We start from the raw sequence: 18,576 nt of genomic DNA on the forward strand, positions 1-18,576 counted from the left end.
AGGTGGTGGGTTTGATGAAGTTGACGAGATTATTGTGTGGGATCGCATATGCGCTATTGCTGAGCTTGCTGCTGACGGCATGCCGGGGAGAGCCGGCTGTCGTTAAGGAGACAAGCAGCGAACAATCGCAGCCGCCAGCAATTAAGCTTGAGACGATTTTCCCTGAGGGGACGCTCGACAATCCGGTTGGCGTGGTAAGCGAGAATGGGGTATCGAGCAGCTTGAAGGATCATCTGTTCGTGGTGGAGCAGAAGGGGAGGATCATCATGCTCGATCCGGCACATCCTGCTTCGGAGCCGAAGACCGTGCTGGATATTCGGGACCGGGTCCACTCGGACGGGAATGAGCAGGGGCTGCTCGGGCTTGCTTTTCATCCGAAGAAACCAGGCATCGCATTCGTGAACTACACGACGAAGACGCATTCCGTCGTCGCTAGATTTGTGATGAAGGACCCGGAGCATCCGGAGCTGCTCGATCCGAAGAGCGAGGTCATCTTGCTTACATACGAGCAGCCGTTCGCGAATCATAAAGGCGGACAGCTTGCTTTTGGCCCAGACGGGTATTTGTACATTGGAGCGGGTGACGGGGGCAGCGGCGGCGATCCTTACGGTAATGGTCAAAATACACATACGCTGCTCGGCAAAACATTGCGCATCAACGTGGATGTCGGCGGATACCAGAGCAAAAAATACACGATTCCGGCTGATAATCCGTTCGCGGATGGAAAAGCTGGCGAACCTGAGATTTATGCGTATGGCTTGCGTAATCCGTGGCGGTTCAGCTTCGATTCCGTGACAGGGAAGCTGTGGGCTGCTGATGTAGGGCAGGACCGTCTGGAGGAGATCGACATTGTCGAGAAGGGCGGTAACTATGGTTGGAATGTGATGGAAGGTGACCTTTGTTATAGGCCAGAGGAGGGTTGTGACAAAACAGGGTTGATCGAGCCGATATACACGTACGGGCGGGATCTTGGCGTTTCTGTTACTGGGGGCTTCGTGTATCGGGGGTCAGCGATTCCTGATCTGGTTGGATGGTACATCTATGGCGATTACGCCATGGGCACGATTTGGGCGCTGCGGCAGAAGTCGGATGGCAGTGTGCGGAACGTGACGCTGCTTCAGTCAGGCGAGCTAATTACTTCCTTCGGCGTCGACGCAGCAGGCGAGTTGTACGTGTGCGCGCAGAACGGCAGCTTGCTTCGCATTGTTCAAGGGTGATAATCAGCTGATATGAGGGGGGAAATGCACAAGAGTGTTCCGTGGTAGCCTACATTGACGAAAATAGCTGGATATTCGTGCGAGAAGGGTACCCAGTATCCCACATCGCCGAAAATAGCTGGATATTCGTGCAAGAGGGGTACCTGGTACCCTTCATTGGCGAAATCAGCCGGAAAATCGCGTAAGAAGGGTACCCAGTATCCTATATCGGCGAAACCATTGGCTCAGCCTCGATACAAATAAAAAAACACCGAGAAAGTCCTCAGACCAGGGACTATCTCGGTGTTCCGAAGCCGTCGGACAATCGACGGCTATTTGCTATTCATCGATGTCTTTCGGTTTAACATGTTCTGCAAACAGCGCACCAGAGCGTGCATCGGCGAGCACAGTGGTGAGCCATTGCTTCTCCGTCTCACCGAACTGGATGAAGCCTCGAATCATCAGCTCGGAGCCGCGAGGTATGATGCCTTCCTTCAATTGAAGAACGGCGGTCATCCGTTCGATTCGAGCTTCGCAATCGGCTAGCTGTATCACGATGAGTGCTTCAACCTTGGCAGGATCGCCATGGCGGATGAACGGCATCGTTAGGAAGACCGGATGCTGGGGATAAGAGTTCTGCTTGAACTCAGCATGCAATAGATCTTGAAAAGATGCTTTGCCTGCATCGGTAATCCGGTAAATCGTCTTGTCCGGCCGATTATCGCCAGGCACCGAGACGACTTCCGCCGCCTCGATTAACCCGTCCTGCCGCAGCTGGTCAACTGCATAATACAGCGACCCGTCGCGAAGCTTGAAGCATTCATTCCAATTGCGGTGTTTAATCGTTTGACGAATCTCGTAAGGGTGACGCTCGCACTCCATCAATAGCCCCAGGATTAAGAGCCGCATGGACATTGGCTACTAGCCTCCGTGGTACGAAGGTTCAGGTTTGCCTGCGCCTTCGCCTTGCTGGCCCCCAGGACCTGGCTTGCCTGAAGCGCCTTTCGGGCCTCCGGCAGCTTTGCCGATTTCAAGTCTTGCGCGGCCGAGCAGGAGTGCGAATACAATCGCAAGAACCGGCAGGATAACCGACCATTGGAAAATAAACACGATGGAGTCTGAGAGCTTGCTTAGCAGCGTATTGACGATTTCAGGGGAAAGGCCCATCTGCTTTTGAATGACAGGATCCAAGAGCGCCTGGCCGCCTTTAATTTTCTCGGCAACCGCTGGATCCATATTTGGAATTGCTTTGACATCGGACTGGAATGCAGATTTCTGTAACGTACCGAATACCGTTACGCCAAGCGCGGAACCAATCGTTCTGAAGAACGTGATCAGCGATGAAGCCGAACCTTTATATTGCGGTGGTACAGCATTCAGCGTTGAGATGTTTAGCAAGGAGAACGATACGCCAATACCGAGACCGACAATGACCATGAACAGTGTGATGACTAAGCGGCTTGTTTGATCATCCATCACGAAGCCGAGCAGCGATGTGCCGATGATCAGCGTAAGTGCGGATAGAAGCATAACATCGCGGTATCTGAAACGTGTCGCAATCCGGCCGCCGATCTGACTGCTCAGAACGACGCCAAGCATCATAGGTGTAAGTACGCTGCTTGTTTCAGTAGCCGATTTATGGAATACCCCTTGAATGAAGATTGGGATATAAGTAGCTGTGGCGATCATTACGCCGCCGTATAGCAAGCTGATGCCCATGCTGCCTGTTACGACATTGTTTTTGAATAGGGACAGCTGAATGATCGGGTCTTTCGCTTTACGCTCCACAAAGAGGAATCCGATCAACAGTACAGCGGAAGCGACAAACAGGGAGATCGTCTTCGCCGAAGCCCACGGCCAGTTGTCCGAACCGCCCAGCTCTAGGCCGAACATGAGGAACAGGATGCCTGCAGTCAGAACGATTGCGCCTGCCCAGTCGATAACTTGTTTGCGTGCATTACGCGTTTCATGGTAAGCCTGTGTGATGAACAGTACCGCAAGAATGCCAATCGGCACGTTAATGTAGAAAATCCATCTCCAGCTGACGCTGTCTGTAATAACGCCGCCCATAACGGGGCCAAATACGCTCGAAATACCGAATACGGCACCGAATAGACCCATCATTTTGCCGCGCTTCTCAGCAGGGAATATGTCAAAAATAATCGTGAACACGATCGGCATAATTGCACCGCCGCCGATACCTTGAATCGCGCGGTAGATGATCAGCTGATCCATGTTTGTTGCCGTGCCGCACATAATTGATCCTAGCATGAACAGGATGAGACCGGATAGGAAAAATCTTTTGCGTCCGTACATATCGGACAGTTTACCGAATATCGGCGTTGATACGACCATGGCGATCATGTAGGCGGAATAAACCCAAATAAATTTATCAAAGCCGCCGATCTTTTTGATGATCGTAGCCATTGCGGTAGACACGATCGTCTGATCGAGCGCCGCCATAAACAGCCCGAGCAACAATCCGGCAATGACGAGCTTTACGTTACTTCTCTTGGCGTCCACTTGCATTCTCCTCTCGCTTTTGCGTGTAATAGTGATAACTCAAATTTGAATAGCCATTCATTATTATACTCAAATTTGAGTTTCTAACAAGTGAATTTGAAGTAAAACGGTTTAGAAATTATTTTGCCCGGGTATAGGGTGGGGAATTCGGGTCGTGTAGGGGAGCGGAAAGTTGGTCAAAAACGCCGAAGAAGTCCAGTAGACCAGCTACATTGGCGAAAAGTTAGTCCAAACCGCCGAAGAAGTCCAACAGACCAGCTACATCGGCGAAAAGTTAGTCCAAACCACCGAAGAGGTCCAGCAGACCAGCTACATCGGCGGAAAGTTAGTCCAAACCGCCGAAGAGGTCTAGGAGACCAGCTACATTGGCGAAAAGCAGCTACATTGGCGGAAAGTTAGTCAAAACCGCCGAAGAAGTCCAGCAGACCAGCTACATTGGCGGAAAGTTAGTCAAAACCGTCGAAGAGGTCCAGCAGACCAGCTACATTGGCGGAAAGTTAGTCCAAACCATCGAAGAGGTCCAGCAGACCAGCAACATTGGCGAAAAGTTAGTCCAACCCGCCGAAGAGGTCCAGCAGACCAGCTACATTGGCGGAAAGTTAGTCCAAACCGCCGAAGAGGTCCAGAAGACCAGCTACATTGGCGGAAAGTTAGTCCAAACCGCCGAAGAGGTCCAGCAGACCAGCTACATTGGCGGAAAGTTAGTCAAAAACGCCGAAGAAGTCCAACAGACCAGCTACATCGGCGAAAAGTTAGTCCAAACCATCGAAGAGGTCCAGCAGACCAGTAACATTGGCGGAAAGTTAGTCCAAACCGCCGAAGAGGTCCAGCAAACCAGCTACATTGGCGAAAAGTTAGTCCAAACCGCCGAAGAGGTCTAGGAGACCAGCTACATTGGCGAAAAGTTAGTCCAAACCGCCGAAGAAGTCCAGCAAACCAGCTACATTGGCGGAAAGTTAGTCCAAACCGCCGAAGAGGTCCAGTAGACCAGCTACATTGAGAACCAATGTGTGAATGTATCCCCCAGGGATCTATCTATATTCGCCGAAAAACAGCAAAAAGCCCACGCAGCGCATCAACCGTGCCGCATGGGCTTTACTATTTATTATTTACTCGTTCTCAACTACTCGAGCGACTGGCCCGGAGCAGGTACGGCATTTGCCTCTTAGCAGAAGGCCGTGCTTCTCTTTCTTGATGCTGTAATCGACAATTTCAACAGCCCCACCGCATTTGCCGCAAAATACGTTTCGTACAAGCTTCTCGCGATACTGCTCAGGAATCGCTTTCCAAGTTTGTAAAGCTTGGATCGAGGTGACGTTCTCGTTCTTCGCCATCGAATACTCACTCCCATTCCATTCGATTAGTTAATCTCCGCCAACAACCATTAGAACAGCAGTGCGAGCCATTCTTCCCGATCGACCGGGCCAAAATACACCGTCAAATCCACATCCGCCAGCGCGGCAGCGACATCCGCCGCATTGTAACGCACGCCTGCGAGCCGCGCAGTTACATCGCTCACTTCGCCGGTGCCGAAGAAGTCGCCGAAGACGGACGCTTCGGCAATGATGCCGTCCTTCACATCGAGCCGCACGTCGAAGGTGCCAGCAGCAAGCCGCTTCACTTGACGCACGTTGAACGCAGGGGAGCGACCGTAATTCCAATCCCAGCTGCGGTACCTCTCTTCCGCAAGTTGATCGACTGCTGCGAGATCCGCCTCTGAGAGCGGATACGCCGGAATATCTTTGCCGCCGAAGATGGACTCCAACAGGAAGGAGCGGAACTGCTCCATTGTCATCGGCTCCTGCAAGAATTCGGCAATGTTCGCGACTCGGCTGCGGACGGACTTCGTCGCTTTCGATTCGAACTTGGCTGGATTCGGCTTCAAAGCCGACACGATGGAATCCACCTCGGAGTTGAACAGCAGCGTGCCGTGGCTGAACATGCGACCTTTCGTTGCGAACTGTGCGTTGCCGGAAATTTTCCGTTCGCCGACTTGCAGATCGTTGCGGCCCGACAATTCAGCATCGACGCCAAGCCCACGAAGCGCCGCCACGACGGGCTCTGTGAACTTGCGGAAGTTGTGGAACGATTTGCCGTCGTCCTTCGTGATGAAGCTAAAGTTCAAGTTGCCCAGATCATGATAAACTGCGCCGCCGCCGGACAGTCGGCGTACGATATGAATGCCGTGCTCTTCCACATAGGAAGTGTTAACTTCTTCGGCGGTATTCTGATTCTTGCCGATAATGATGGAGGGTTCATTCATGTAGAAGAGCAGAAAATCTTCATCCCCCGTCAGATTGCGCAGAATATACTCTTCAAGCGCAAGGTTCCAGGCAGGATCATTGTTGCCCTGATTATCGATAAATCGCATCGCAATGTACCTCCATTTATTTGACCGTGACTGTTCCCCAAGCGGACTTGCGGATTTCTGTCGGGGTGCTGCCAGTCTGTTCTTTGACAAGCCGGGACAGGTGAAAAGCCGTCTTGAACCCGCAGCGCACAGCAATCTCGCCAACCGCGAGGCCGGACTGCGTCAGAAGCTCGGTCGCCTTCAGCACGCGATAGTGCCACAAATAGCGAATCGGCGTCATCTGATTGTGGCTGTGAAATAGTCGAACGAGATGCTCGGGTGAGACACCGGCCGCGCCAGACAGTTCATGCAAGGAAATTTCCTCGGCAAAATGCTGCTGCACATACGTAAGAGCTCCTCGAATGCTCGGATGCAGCTCTTGCTGCTGCTTCGTCTCTGCGATACGTGCGGCAAACGAATGAAACGCCGCATAGCCAAGGCTCACCATCAGCTCGTTATGGTTCAAGCCATCTTCCTTCATGGACAAGATCATATCTGTAATTGTATTGAGCGCTTCCGGAATCGGCATGCTAAAGGGAAGGCTGTCCAAATACGCCAACTCGAATTCGGTAAGCGGCTCCACCGATAAGGCGATCCAGCGGTGCCAAGATTCCTGCGTCTTCGCGAAAGCAAAATACTCTTGGTGATGCGGCTTCAGCAGGACGACTTGTCCAGGCTTCACATCATAATGAACACCGTCAATCGTCATGTCGAGCTCTCCCGTATGAAGCAGCACGAGCTGTATATCCTGCTGCACGCGAGGACCATATGTACCGCGAGGTGGATAGACGATGGTACCCGCGTGAATAGAAGTTATTTTGGCATAAGGCAGGCTCATCGTTAGTTCCCAGCTCCTTATCTCCATTATAACGATATCGCCCTTAAACAGGAACAGCCCGGCGAGATCCGCCAGGCTGCTGAACAACATATTCAATTAATAAATGCGTTTCGCCCCGGCATAGCGCGGGCTCCAATAGGTATTGTCCAGCTGCTGGACGTACACGCCTTTCGAGGATGTAGCTGAGATGAACGAACCATTGCCCATATAAAAGCCGACATGATCGATTGTACCAGTCGTTCCGATACGGAAGAAGACGAGATCGCCTGGTTTCAGCATGGCGCGTGCCACGTTACTGCCTTGCGTAAATAGATTCGCAGCGGTTGTCCTCACTTGAGGGACGCCGAATTTAGTGAACATGAAGTAGACAAAGCCTGAGCAGTCGAAGCCAGACGTGCTTGACCCGCCCCAGGCATAGGGAACGCCTATGTAAGATGAACTTTCTGCAATCAGCTTCTGCTTCAAGAGCGCATGATTGATCGCATCGCCGGTTACCGGACCTGCAAGTCCGTCAGCTGGGAGGCTGTAGTTGTTCTGGAAGGCAAGAACGGCATCACGAGTAACCGTACCGTAATAGCCGGTTGCTGTAGGGTAGTTGAAGTAACTTAAGGCTTTCAAATTATTTTGCAGCGTTGTGACGTTATCGCCTGTTGTACCTATGCTCATAATGGCAGAGCTTGCTTGCGCGCTTCTAATAAACGGCGAAGCAGCCTGTGTTGTTCCTGTCAGAAGGGTGAAGGCGGCCGCGGCTAGCAATAGATTTTTCTTCATGTTAGTCCTCCATCCAAAATTGGGATAAATACTCCTATTCTTTCTCAGCATACCAGTAACAAACAAGAGAGATAAGCTGAGTTTTACTGGAAAAAAAGAGACAGCCTTGGCATTACTGCCAGGCTGTCCGATTCATTACATATTAGTAGAGCAGGAATTTCTTCTGCAAATCCATGCGAGGTGTTGTCGCATCCTCGCGGATATAGTGGCAGACGTACGAACGGCGCCAACGATCTGTGCTGCGGTTGCGTCCTGAGGAGTGAATGAGCAGCTCATGGAAGAAGAGAATGTCGCCTTTCTCCATGATGACAGGTACCTGCTTCGTAAGGTCGATGCCTTCCGTTTCATCTGTCCAAGGCTCATGCTCATCGAGGTTCTTCACCGCACCATGCGGCAGAAGGCCAAGGCGATGCGACTTCGGAATGACCCATAGGCAGCCATTCTCTTCATCGACATGCTCTTCCATCGCGATCCAAGCGGCAATCATCGTCATTGGATCGTTCTTAATATAATAGAAGTCCTGATGAGCAGCCTGTCCCGGTGCTCCCGGTTCTTTATAGAAGAACATGCTCTGAATGCCGACCGCCTCACGACCCATTAGCTGAGCGAGCGTTCCCCGAATGACGGGAAGCTTCATCATCTGTGCCGCGAAGCCGTCTTGCAGATGCGGATTGAAGAGGCGAACGGAGTAGCGTTTGCTTGGCTCGCAAGATGCCCATTCCGGCATCGGGTCCATATTTCGCAGATCGTAGATATGTCCGTTATAGGCATCTATCAAATCATCGGAGCAGCCCTTCTTGATGAGCAAGAAGCCGTCATCTTGGAATTGATCTATCTGCGCCTGTGTTAGAGGCGTTGTAATTGGCGGAATCATTTTGTTCATTGTCGTCATCCCCTCTCCTTAATTAATTTAAGCATACCGTGGGAGAGGGAAGCGAACAATGGCTGACATTATCACAAATATATCTGAAATTGATATTTATGCGATTGGGTAGTCAACAACAACAACATTCTCAAGCAAGCCGCCGAGCTGCTGCACGAACGCTTGGTGAAGCGGATGCGGACCATATGCGCGAAGCGCTTCCTTATTCTCGAACGTCACCCGCAGGCCGAGGGAATAGCCGTGGATGTTATCCGTTTCTTCCGTCACATTAATGCCGGCACTAACATCAACAATGCCAGGGATGACGCCTTTGAAAGCAAGCAGCTGAGCAAGCAGCTCCTGCTCCTTCTCTGTCGTAATGCGGTCGTTGAATTTGAAAATGACGAGATGCTCGAACAAGTGAATCGCTCCTTTGAATTAGGGGATTTTAGGTGATCGTTCATTCCGTATTATAGCAAAAATCGGATGATGTGGATTGACGCTTATTTTGGCATGTGGCAATATTTTGAATAATTATTCAATATACTATCGCATTAATGTATTAGTATATTAAAGAGAGATGGGCATATGAGATGCAGGAAAAGATCGGAATTTCCATGCTATTCCCATTCGATTTTCCCTTTTCTCAACTTGGCTATATACACGATTTGCCCCGTGTGATAGTGAATCTCTCTTACCATGGCTATCATTAAGTTAAGCGCAGTTGACTGGTTATTTATTTGGCTGTAGGTAAGGGGAGGCTTGTCTAGAAAAGGCTGCGACATCAGCAATTGAGGATTAGCCTTCAAGTGTTCCAGGAATTGCAGGATAATATCAAATGCTTCTTTTGCCTTCTGATATGCTTCCTCTTTGGAACCCTCGTTCAAACTCCTTGTCTCTGTCCCTTGTGTCAGGTATGTTAAAAAAGATTTGTTCAATTCGTGAGTGAACACATCCGCGAATATGAGCGACTAGATTTGCAATACTGTTGCTTTCAGAGTTTGGCGACCAAGTAATATCTTCTTCCGACAATTGTCCTATAGCTGTAAGGGTCCCTCTCATTTCGGACCGAAACTTCGGCAACATACTTTCAATGACCTCGATGGCGATATCCATTAGCACACCTCTGAATCCCTTATTTTGTATATAATAACGAACGTTTGTTCTTGTGTCAATAACTAGATGGAGGTGTGACATTGTGCAAAATACGCAATTAATTATGATCGAGGGTATTCCTGGTTCGGGAAAATCCACGACTGCACAGCTAATATCGAATGAGTTACTCCGGATGGGTTTGGGTCATAAATGGTGGTACGAAGAAGTGAAAGGCCATCCTGTTTACATTTACGAGAATTACAACGAAATGCAGACAATCATTGAGGATCTGACAAGTGGAAATTATCAGAAGGTTATCGATAGGGCTCTAAAGAAATGGCGTGAATTTGCCGATTCTGTACAGTTATCTAATGAAATCGTTATTGTAGACAGTTGTCTTTTTGGATACTTGACTTGGACTTTATTTCCATTTGAAGTGCCGGTGCAAGAAATTGAGGCATACGTAAAAGCTGTGGAACAAATGCTAAAGCCTTTGAATCCAGCCATTATATATTTCTATCAAATCGATATTGGTGCAGCGCTCAAAAACATCTGTACGCGTCGAGGTGGAGAGACCGAACAACATTTCATTCGTGCTTCTACGGGGTCTGCATATGGAAAATCCCGAGGATTAGATGGATTCGAGGGTATGGTAGCTTATTGGAAGGACTATCGCACCTTAACGGATACAGCTTTTCAAAGCTTGGCTTGCAATAAAATTTCCATTAACAACTCTGAAGGAAACTGGCCGCAGTATGCTCGTATGATATCTGATTTCTTAGGATTTGATAACTCCGATGTTGGTCCAATGGTTGAACGTGATCCTAAACCTTTACTTGGAGACTATCAAGCTGAGCTGGAGGGGATTCCCGATTGTTCGATTCAATTCGAATCAGGTCATTTGATCGCAGATGGACTTCCACAGGTATGGACAAGATCCATATTAATTCCGAGGGCGGTCAATGTGTATGATGTTCAATCATTACCGTTTCAAGTGAGGTTCATTGAAGATGAATTTATTCGATTGTGCTTAACGGGTCCTGCGTTATTGGATGGTCCTGTTGATTATAGATTCGTTAAGAAGGTGGGAAACCGTTGAAAGAGCTGTACTTAATCAGGCATGGCGAAGCCGAGCACCTATTGAAAGGTAAGGTTGGCGGATGGTCGGATACACCATTAACCGAAAAAGGACGTAATCAAGCCAAACTGACAGGAAAGAGATTGCATGCATTATTGCAAAACAAACCAATCCATTATTATGCTAGCGACCTCTCGAGAGCAAGCGATACAGCTGTCATAATTGGTGAGATGATTTCAAGCAGTCCAGTTATCGTTAAAGAACTAAGGGAATTAAGTAATGGACTTGCAGCAAACAAAACGAAAGAACAAGCCGAGAAATTAAAGCTGCCGCGCACGGATCCCATACTTGATTGGATACCTTACCCCGGAGCGGAAAGCTGGGTTATGATGCATGATAGAGTAGCTCGATACATGGATCAAATTAATAACGATATATATGAGACAACCGTGATTATCTCTCATTCGAATACAATAAATGCAATTATACATTGGTGGTTAGGATTTGATGCTGAGCTGATCTCCAACGTTTCGTTTGATATTGACCCATGTAGCATAACCTTGCTTAATAGAGTCGAATGGTCTGGGAATAAGAATATTTCCAAGTTAAACGATACGTGCCATTTGGAATGTAATTGTGAATGATGAAATGAACGGAATATGGGAGGCAGTTATGACACTATAGGACCCTAACCTAGGCTACCGGAAGCAACGGACTTCGTGATTTGAGTTGGTTGTATAATAATTACAGAACGGTTGACCAAGCTTTTCTTAACAGTTGCACACCACGATCCATATCCTTCACTTTGATTCCCCCAAATCCGAGATAAATCTTGGGGTTGCCACCAGCTAATCGCATTTGATTATCCTGACTACCGTATACAAGCACGCCTTCCTGCTTTGCTAACTCCATTAAATGCTCGGCATTGACAGGGGTAGTAATCGATAATTCGATGTGTAACCCTGACCCGCTGCTATTGACTGCGACAGAGTCTGGCATATAGGTGCGTATGTATTGAACCAATGCCTCGTGCTTTAACCGATATACCTTCCGCATCCGCCTTAAATGGCGATACCAATGACCGCGTGACATAAATAACTGCATAGCCCATTGATTCATTCTTGAAGGACAGGAGTAAACCTGATCTAATAATTGAAGCTTTTCTAATAGCTGCAGTGGTAAAATCATATAGCTCATACGAAGTGAAGGCGTAAATACCTTCGAAAATGTCCCCATATAGATGACGACGCCGTCCTTGTCCAGTCCTTGAAGGGAAGGGATTGGTTTGCCAGATAGTCGAAGCTCCCCATCATAGTCATCCTCAATAATATAGCCTCTGTTCTTATTGGCCCATTGAAGCATTTGTTGTCTCATCACATAGGACAAAGGTTCACCTGTTGGACGGTGTGAAGGGGTTATATAAAGCAAACGAATCTCATTGTCTGTAAGCTCGTGTTCCAGTTCTCCAGTATTGTTCATTGAACATGGGACAATGTGAAACCTGTTTTGCGTAAAAATGGGTCTGACTTGAGCTATTCCAGGCTTCTCGATCCCAATGTTAAGGTTTTCTCCCAAAAGTCTGGAGAGTAAGTGAATACTAGAGGAAATTCCGGTTCCAATTACAATTTGTTCGGGTGAACATACAACTCCCCGTGAGTGTCGAAGATACTGTGCCAAGCTCTCTCGTAATGGATATTCCCCCTTTGGATCGCGTATTCATGAAGGGATTGACTATGGAGTGTAAGGGATTCACCTACTATGGACTTCCATATTCGAAGAGGGAACGAATCTCCATCAATCGTGAGAAGACTGAAATCAATATAACCTTCTTCCTTATATGCTTGTCCATTTGCCTCAAGTTCGGTTGCCAGCTTCCTAGGAGTCAAGGAATCGGTTTGAATGGATGCTCTCTCTACATACGGATTAACCACAATTAAGCCCGCTCTTTCTTTACTAAGAACATATCCTTCTTCCAACAACAAATGATAGGCCGTTTCTATCGTCGTTTTGCTGATGTTTAACTGTCGTCCAAGTGAGCGAATGGAGGGTAATTTCGTACCGTCTTTTAAGACGCCTTCCTGAATCAATGCCCGAATATGTTTATATAACTGCATATATAGTGGTCCGTCTGTATGAAAGGAAAGATTAAGTTCGATCGTATTCACCTCCTCTTCTGACCCTTAAATATTGTTCTAAACTGAACCTTTATAAAGGGTCATTACTATTTTAAACTTTGTACTAAGTTTCCATCAAGTGTGAGGAGAGAGTTAAAGATGAGGATGGCATTTATATTATTCGATGATATGACGACGTTAGATTTCTCCGGCTTCCATAATGCGGTGACTTGGTTAAAGAAACGTAATATCTTGGAGGACTTGTCGTGGGATTATTGCTCGAATAAAGAAGTAGTTAAAGATGATAGAGGGATGAGCATTCAAGTAGACCATGTTCTTCCGGATTTGTCTGTTTACGATCTGATATTTATCCCTGGTGGCATAGCGACACGGCAATTAATCCACGACCCGATCTTTATCGATTGGATTCGAACCGCACAAGAAGTGGAATATAAAGTCTCTGTATGTACGGGGGCGCTCCTGCTCGGAGCAGCAGGATTAACTAAGGATAAGACAATTACGACCAACCCGTTAGCCTTAGATTTACTGGAACCTTATTGCAAGGAGGTCGTCAAAGTTCGAGCTATGCGAAATGGGGATGTGTTTACCGGTGGCGGAATAACCGCATCCATCGACCTCGGTTTGTTCTTTATCGAGGCAATTACGAACAAAGAAGTTGTACAAGAAATTCAAACCTATATGGACTATCCCTATTACAATCTTTGAGCATGCAGGAGGAACAACCATGACGGAACAAACAGTAGCTGAGAGATTGAGGTTGCTCGGGATTGTACTGCCAAGTGCGAGTGAGCCTGCTGCCAAATACACGAATGTTGTGAAAGTAAATCATCTATTGTTTGTTTCAGGAAAGGGACCTGCGGGGAATCCTAGGGGCAAGCTTGGAGAGGATTTTACAACAGTAGAAGGTTATCAGTTCGCTAGACAGGCTGGAATTGAAATTCTCGCCGTATTGGTATCAGCTATAGCTTCCTTGGAAAACGTGAAAAGAGTGGTTAAAATTCAAGGCTTCGTGAATGCAACCGCTGCTTACGAAGAGCATCATAAGGTGTTGAATGGCTGTTCAGATTTAATGCTAGACGTTTTTGGAGAAAAGGGAGTACATTCTCGGTCGGTTTTTGGAGCTGTTTCTGTCAGAGATAATCTTCCGATTATTATTGATTCGATATTTGAAGTGGAAGAATAGAAGGCGTAATGCGAGGTTCAAGCAAAAGAAAAGGTGCCGGCATCCCGGCACCTTTAACTTATCCCATCATCATTTTGCCAACAGCTGCCTCAGTCTCTTCCTCAAACGCTTTCGCGTCGACCATCCAAGGCGTTACGCCGAGCAGCATTTTGCGCATATTGCTAGTCGCCTCGGATTGGATTCTCTCCGATGGCTCATAGCCAGGCCATGTGCGAAGGGCGGATTGAGCGTAGTTGTAGATCAGCGAGCGACGAGTCACGTCGGACAGATTGTTCAGAGCGGAGTGGTACGTGTAGCCGTTGAAAATAACAGCCGTACCTTTCTTCACGTTCATCCGTGCATGTCCAGGCAGATCTTCTTGCTTCTCGACCTTCGGCAGATCAGCGTCCTTCATGTTATTGCTTCCCGGCAGGAATGCCAGACAGCCGCCGTCATAAGGAACATCGGAGAGGAAGTAGAACACTTTAATCATCCATGGCACTTGCTTCTCGCCGATGAACATCTTCGTCGAGGTATCGCGGTGCCAGTTCGTGTGCGACACTTTGCCGGGCGGCTTCAGCAGGGCGTCGTTGTCGATCATCACGAAGCTGTTGCCGATCAAGTCACGCATGATGTTCATCATCCGCTTATGCTCCATCAGCTGCAGGAATTGCTCGCCGTATTCGATAATGCCGCAAATTTGCTTCACATGATTCAGCTGGCCCGTAGCCGGGTTCACACGATTATTCGTTTCGAATTCGACGAACGCCTCGTCGATTCGGTCATTGTATAGGTTTACTTCGTCTTCGCTTAGAAAATTGTCCAGGACGAGAAATCCATCGCGTTCCCACATCAATTGCTGTTCCTCAGTAAGTCCGTGCAAGCTCATTATTACGTCCTCCTCATTAGCGGATCGCTTTATTTATCTTTATTTTAAAGGATACTGAGGTCGTATAAAATAAAGCGGATTGCCGACTATACACCATAAATTGCTGTTGTACAGCAAAGATCAGCCCGCCCACTTATGAGCGTCTTAAATTTCGCCGGAAGTCGCGGGGCGATTCATGCTGAACCTTGAGAAAAGCATGCAGGAACGCATTATAGCTGGCAAATCCGCTCTGGATGCTGATCTCGTTAATGGAGTGGGAGGTGCTGATCAAGAGCCGCTTCGCATGATGCACCTTCTTCAGAAGCACATATTCTTTGGGCGTCACACCGTATTGCTTCTTAAATTGGCGGATAAAATGGTACAAGCTAAGCCCAGCAATTCCTGCCAGATGCGACACGTCCTCTACGGTCAAGTAGCTCGCGTCAATGTAGGCTTTTGCACGCTGTAGTGATTCAGGCTCCGCTCCGCCATAGCCGGAAGTGGCGTGGCTGCCGCTCAAGTCGCGCCGAATGCGATAGAATTCGAGCAAGAACTGATAGAGCAGCGCTGAGACGGGTAGCTCATGCGGTGTATCCTCATCCTTCATGAGCGTGATGATCTGGTCGATCAACTCGGTCAGCTCGTTGTGAGGAGTCGGCAGCGATTGAATCATGGAATAAGCCCCTTCGCCGTAGAGCCTTGGCCAATAGTGCTCCATATCGATGCCGTCGAAGACGAGATAGTACATCTCGAATGGGTTATTCTCTTCGGTCTTGTACGCGTGCGGTATACGCATATCATGGATAAGACAGTCGCCTTCGACGATGTCGATCCATTGGTTCGCATGCTTGAAGCTGCCTTTGCCTTTGGTGACGAACAAGATTTCATAAGCGGGATAATAGTCGCGATAGTAGGCGAAAGCGCCGTGCGGCGCGTCATAACCGCCGATTAGGCCGTGAAATAGTTGGCTGCGTGCGAACTCGCTCGGCGTGCCGATATATTGGTATGATGCCAGGGGGGAAGTCATACAAGCATCCTTTCCGCTTTTCGGTTGGTGCTTTCATTATAGCGTGGATTCGTTGCTCGCGTCAGGCGCTGCCTAGTACAATGAGGACAAGCAAGCTCTATTATCGTGAGGATGGATGGGGATGGACAATGGAACGAGCGGAAGCAGAGGCAATTGCCGATTGGATGCGGCGTTATAGCGAAGCCGAGGCAGTGGATACTTACGATGTAACGCGGATTAGCAGCGGCGGCGCACCATTGCAGGGATTCCATCAGTGGGCAAACGGGAAGCCGCTTGTGGATGCTTTTCACGTCAGTCGGCCGCTTGTGGGCGGAGCGCTTTATGTGCTGTTCATTGATTGGCACCGGAACGACAACTATTACTTGGTGCTCTATGCCGGCGATAAATCGACGACACATGCGGAGATTCAGAAGCTTGTTTATGATGAAGGCGGGCAGCCGTCGCATCTTCGCTGGACGTACAATCCGCTGAAGCGCGATGGCGGCAACGCAGTGCGCAAAGCCTACTTCAAGCAACAGTGGGGTGAGCTTATGATGACGATTCCGGTGCTGGGCGCTCTGGGTGAGGAGGAGATCGGGTGTTTCTTTGATGCGATCTTCGATGTAGTGGATCGGCGGCTTCGGGCAGACCGGGCTCCGGAGCTTCTAGACGAATTTGACAATATGTAGAATTGTGATTGAAAATGCCGTTATGGAATAGGCATTGGGGCCAATAAAATGTATAATACCGATAGGGATTCAAAACTATTATCAATAAGGAGCATCAAGATGTCAAAAACATTGATTTTCGGCCACAAAAACCCGGATACAGACACGATCTGTTCTGCAATTGCTTACGCGGATTTGAAAACAAAGCTTGGCCTTGAGGTTGAAGCAGTTCGTCTTGGCGAAGTGAACGGTGAAACGCAATATGCGCTGGACACGTTCAAAACAGCAGCGCCTCGTCTCGTTGAGACAGTTGCAAGCGAAGCAAGCAATGTTATCTTGGTTGACCACAACGAGCGCCAACAAAGCGCGAGCGACATCGACAAGGTGCGTGTTGTTGAGGTAATCGACCACCACCGTATTGCTAACTTTGAGACAAGCCACCCGCTTTACTACCGCTGCGAGCCAGTGGGCTGTACGGCGACAATTCTTAATAAAATGTACAAAGAGAACGGCATCGCAATCGACAGCAACATCGCTGGTCTAATGCTGTCCGCAATCATCTCCGACTCCTTGCTGTTCAAATCTCCGACTTGCACGCCGGAAGACGTTGCAGCAGCTCGCGAATTGGCAGCAATCGCTGGCGTTAACGCTGATACTTATGGCCTCGAAATGCTGAAAGCTGGCGCAGACCTGAGCCAGAAGACAGTTGCTCAACTGATCACGATTGACGCAAAAGAATTTACAATGGGCAGCTCCAAGGTTGAGATCGCACAAGTAAACGCAGTTGACGTGAACGACGTTCTGTCGCGTCAAGCTGAAGTTGAAGCGGCGCTGAACCAAATCATCGCGGACAAAGGTCTTGACCTGTTCGTATTCGTTGTCACTGACATCCTCAACAACGACTCCGTTGCTATCGCTCTTGGTAGCAAAGCTGCAGCTGTTGAAACAGCATACAACGTGAAGCTTGACGATAACAAAGCGGTTCTGAAGGGCGTAGTTTCCCGCAAATCGCAAATCGTTCCCGTATTGACTGAAACGCTGAGCAAGTAAGACTTTGCTCTCGCGCACAATAGGAAAGCCGCATCTCCTTAGGGGGATGCGGCTTTTTTTGTATGCTTTAGGCCATCGCTCGACGCTTTTTCAAAGTGGTATATTAGCCCGATCGAAAACGCTGGATCATTTTATCCGCCGCTAAGCCTACCCCGTACCAGACGCCAACAGCCATTACTACAGTGAGCAATCTGAAGTGATAGCTAACAATGTCGTCAAAGCCCAGCAGCTGCTTGAAGAGAAACTCGACATTGCTGACGAGATTTGCCGACACTTGATTATCGCCTTCGCCAAGTCCGTGCTGGATGCTTTGGTCGATACATACAGATATGGCAGTGAGAAGAAGTTGAAAGGCAGGTAGTACATACCGCAATTGCAATCCCATACGCATAGCTCTCCACCAATCTATTAGGATTTACATAGCATTAGACTGCGGCAGCACAAGGAAAGTTGCGTAAAGATGAAGCTGAGACTGCCAACTATCTATCCATAAGAGTTGTATTTTTTGTACATATATCTAACATGCTGTTTGTGCAGCTTGTCCTTCAGCTTCGAAAGGGAGGCTGCATTGAGCTGTGCCATTGTTTCCGGCATCCCTTGATAAGCTTCGGTCAATTGGTCGATAACAAAGGCTCGGTCATCGTTAAATTTATTTTGCAGCAGGATCGAGAAGAGCTCGGACTCCAGCTCGCGGGTAAATCGAGCTACCTCGACCAGATCAGAAGAACTGTGAGTCTTGTTAAAACCAAGCAGTATACCCGTTCCTTCGCGGATCAATCCATACTGCTGGAACACAGGCTCACCGGGAGCTTGCTCGAATACATCTCGTACGCCGCCTACATAACTTCTGACGTCATGCAAGATATCTGAGGCTTGCTGCTTGGACTGTTTGTGCTGTTGAAAGAGGTGTGTCATGTACAAAATAACAATTAGAACGACAATCCCGAAATAGATATACCGTCTCACCCTCATTT

General features: G+C 48.5%; 23 protein-coding genes. 8 read left to right on the forward strand and 15 right to left on the reverse strand.

Annotated features, from left to right (window positions below; all coding sequences use genetic code 11):
- Positions 1-14 precede the first annotated feature (14 nt).
- Positions 15-1,217: a PQQ-dependent sugar dehydrogenase gene (locus tag BMY11_RS20525; RefSeq protein WP_218150200.1), complete on the forward strand. Its 1,203-nt coding sequence runs from the start codon at positions 15-17 to the stop codon at positions 1,215-1,217.
- 318 nt (positions 1,218-1,535) lie between these two features.
- Here BMY11_RS20525 and BMY11_RS20530 read toward each other — a convergent pair whose 3' ends face one another.
- Both BMY11_RS20530 and BMY11_RS20535 read right to left on the reverse strand, forming a co-directional pair.
- Positions 1,536-2,111 carry a PadR family transcriptional regulator gene (locus BMY11_RS20530; protein ID WP_090580511.1) on the reverse strand — a complete coding sequence of 192 codons (576 nt, stop codon included), beginning with the start codon at positions 2,109-2,111 and terminating at the stop codon, positions 1,536-1,538.
- A gap of 6 nt (positions 2,112-2,117) precedes the next feature.
- Entirely contained in the window at positions 2,118-3,725 is a 1,608-nt protein-coding gene (locus BMY11_RS20535) for an MDR family MFS transporter (RefSeq protein WP_090580513.1), read from the reverse strand.
- Between the two features lie 359 nt (positions 3,726-4,084).
- Here BMY11_RS20535 and BMY11_RS20540 point away from each other — a divergent pair, with 359 nt between their 5' ends.
- Positions 4,085-4,600 carry a hypothetical protein gene (locus tag BMY11_RS20540; RefSeq protein ID WP_090580515.1) on the forward strand — a complete coding sequence of 172 codons (516 nt, stop codon included), beginning with the start codon at positions 4,085-4,087 and terminating at the stop codon, positions 4,598-4,600.
- 228 nt (positions 4,601-4,828) lie between these two features.
- On the opposite strand, the gene BMY11_RS20545 is transcribed toward BMY11_RS20540, so the two are convergent.
- The 7 genes from BMY11_RS20545 to BMY11_RS20575 all read right to left on the reverse strand — a co-directional run bounded on the left by BMY11_RS20545 (position 4,829) and on the right by BMY11_RS20575 (position 9,737).
- Positions 4,829-5,053, reverse strand: coding sequence for a hypothetical protein (locus BMY11_RS20545; RefSeq protein ID WP_090580518.1), 225 nt, complete (start codon positions 5,051-5,053; stop codon positions 4,829-4,831).
- Between the two features lie 50 nt (positions 5,054-5,103).
- Positions 5,104-6,090, reverse strand: a complete 987-nt coding sequence (locus BMY11_RS20550) for a lipoate--protein ligase (RefSeq protein WP_090580521.1) — start codon at positions 6,088-6,090, stop codon at positions 5,104-5,106.
- 16 nt (positions 6,091-6,106) lie between these two features.
- Positions 6,107-6,907 (reverse strand): helix-turn-helix domain-containing protein, encoded by an 801-nt coding sequence (locus BMY11_RS20555; RefSeq protein ID WP_177182736.1) that lies wholly within the window; start codon positions 6,905-6,907, stop codon positions 6,107-6,109.
- Between the two features lie 96 nt (positions 6,908-7,003).
- On the reverse strand, positions 7,004-7,678 hold the full coding sequence (locus tag BMY11_RS20560; protein ID WP_177182737.1) for a C40 family peptidase: 675 nt from the start codon (positions 7,676-7,678) through the stop codon (positions 7,004-7,006).
- 142 nt (positions 7,679-7,820) lie between these two features.
- Positions 7,821-8,561, reverse strand: coding sequence for a phytanoyl-CoA dioxygenase family protein (locus tag BMY11_RS20565; RefSeq protein WP_090580702.1), 741 nt, complete (start codon positions 8,559-8,561; stop codon positions 7,821-7,823).
- Between the two features lie 96 nt (positions 8,562-8,657).
- Positions 8,658-8,960, reverse strand: a complete 303-nt coding sequence (locus tag BMY11_RS20570; RefSeq protein ID WP_256217667.1) for a Dabb family protein — start codon at positions 8,958-8,960, stop codon at positions 8,658-8,660.
- A 414-nt stretch (positions 8,961-9,374) separates the two neighbouring features.
- Positions 9,375-9,737, reverse strand: a complete 363-nt coding sequence (locus BMY11_RS20575) for a DUF1572 family protein (protein ID WP_371262901.1) — start codon at positions 9,735-9,737, stop codon at positions 9,375-9,377.
- A gap of 1 nt (position 9,738) precedes the next feature.
- Between BMY11_RS20575 and BMY11_RS20580 the strand changes: the two genes are divergently transcribed.
- Both BMY11_RS20580 and BMY11_RS20585 read left to right on the forward strand, forming a co-directional pair.
- Positions 9,739-10,734, forward strand: coding sequence for a DNA/RNA helicase domain-containing protein (locus BMY11_RS20580; protein ID WP_090580536.1), 996 nt, complete (start codon positions 9,739-9,741; stop codon positions 10,732-10,734).
- Entirely contained in the window at positions 10,731-11,357 is a 627-nt protein-coding gene (locus tag BMY11_RS20585) for a histidine phosphatase family protein (RefSeq protein ID WP_090580538.1), read from the forward strand. Before BMY11_RS20580 ends, BMY11_RS20585 begins: the two co-directional genes overlap by 4 nt.
- Before the next feature lie 100 nt (positions 11,358-11,457).
- On the opposite strand, the gene BMY11_RS20590 is transcribed toward BMY11_RS20585, so the two are convergent.
- Both BMY11_RS20590 and BMY11_RS20595 read right to left on the reverse strand, forming a co-directional pair.
- Positions 11,458-12,390 carry an aminotransferase-like domain-containing protein gene (locus tag BMY11_RS20590; RefSeq protein WP_177182738.1) on the reverse strand — a complete coding sequence of 311 codons (933 nt, stop codon included), beginning with the start codon at positions 12,388-12,390 and terminating at the stop codon, positions 11,458-11,460.
- On the reverse strand, positions 12,333-12,878 hold the full coding sequence (locus tag BMY11_RS20595) for a GntR family transcriptional regulator (RefSeq protein ID WP_090580544.1): 546 nt from the start codon (positions 12,876-12,878) through the stop codon (positions 12,333-12,335). The genes BMY11_RS20590 and BMY11_RS20595 overlap by 58 nt, the downstream gene beginning before the upstream one ends.
- 108 nt (positions 12,879-12,986) lie before the next feature.
- On the opposite strand from BMY11_RS20595, the gene BMY11_RS20600 reads away from it, so the two are divergent.
- The gene (locus BMY11_RS20600) at positions 12,987-13,553 is read left to right on the forward strand and encodes a DJ-1/PfpI family protein (RefSeq protein WP_090580547.1); all 567 of its coding nucleotides are present in this window, start codon (positions 12,987-12,989) and stop codon (positions 13,551-13,553) included.
- Positions 13,554-13,572: 19 nt separating this feature from the next.
- Entirely contained in the window at positions 13,573-14,031 is a 459-nt protein-coding gene (locus BMY11_RS20605) for a RidA family protein (protein WP_090580550.1), read from the forward strand.
- 58 nt (positions 14,032-14,089) lie between these two features.
- Here BMY11_RS20605 and BMY11_RS20610 read toward each other — a convergent pair whose 3' ends face one another.
- Positions 14,090-14,899, reverse strand: a complete 810-nt coding sequence (locus tag BMY11_RS20610) for a phytanoyl-CoA dioxygenase family protein (RefSeq protein ID WP_090580553.1) — start codon at positions 14,897-14,899, stop codon at positions 14,090-14,092.
- 133 nt (positions 14,900-15,032) lie between these two features.
- Positions 15,033-15,905 (reverse strand): AraC family transcriptional regulator, encoded by an 873-nt coding sequence (locus BMY11_RS20615; RefSeq protein ID WP_090580556.1) that lies wholly within the window; start codon positions 15,903-15,905, stop codon positions 15,033-15,035.
- A gap of 80 nt (positions 15,906-15,985) precedes the next feature.
- Here BMY11_RS20615 and BMY11_RS20620 point away from each other — a divergent pair, with 80 nt between their 5' ends.
- Entirely contained in the window at positions 15,986-16,573 is a 588-nt protein-coding gene (locus tag BMY11_RS20620) for a hypothetical protein (RefSeq protein ID WP_143069319.1), read from the forward strand.
- Between the two features lie 99 nt (positions 16,574-16,672).
- Complete coding sequence (locus BMY11_RS20625; RefSeq protein WP_090580562.1) at positions 16,673-17,602, forward strand: manganese-dependent inorganic pyrophosphatase; 930 nt, start codon at positions 16,673-16,675, stop codon at positions 17,600-17,602.
- Between the two features lie 103 nt (positions 17,603-17,705).
- Here the strand turns inward: BMY11_RS20625 and BMY11_RS20630 are convergent, their stop codons facing one another.
- Both BMY11_RS20630 and BMY11_RS20635 read right to left on the reverse strand, forming a co-directional pair.
- A complete protein-coding gene (locus BMY11_RS20630) occupies positions 17,706-17,987 on the reverse strand; it encodes a hypothetical protein (protein WP_090580565.1) in 282 nt (93 codons plus the stop codon).
- Between the two features lie 98 nt (positions 17,988-18,085).
- A complete protein-coding gene (locus tag BMY11_RS20635; protein WP_090580568.1) occupies positions 18,086-18,568 on the reverse strand; it encodes a hypothetical protein in 483 nt (160 codons plus the stop codon).
- Between the last annotated feature and the right edge of the window lie 8 nt (positions 18,569-18,576).

Source organism: Paenibacillus sp. OV219 (assembly GCF_900110075.1).
Taxonomy (GTDB): Bacteria; Bacillota; Bacilli; order Paenibacillales; family Paenibacillaceae; genus Paenibacillus_Z.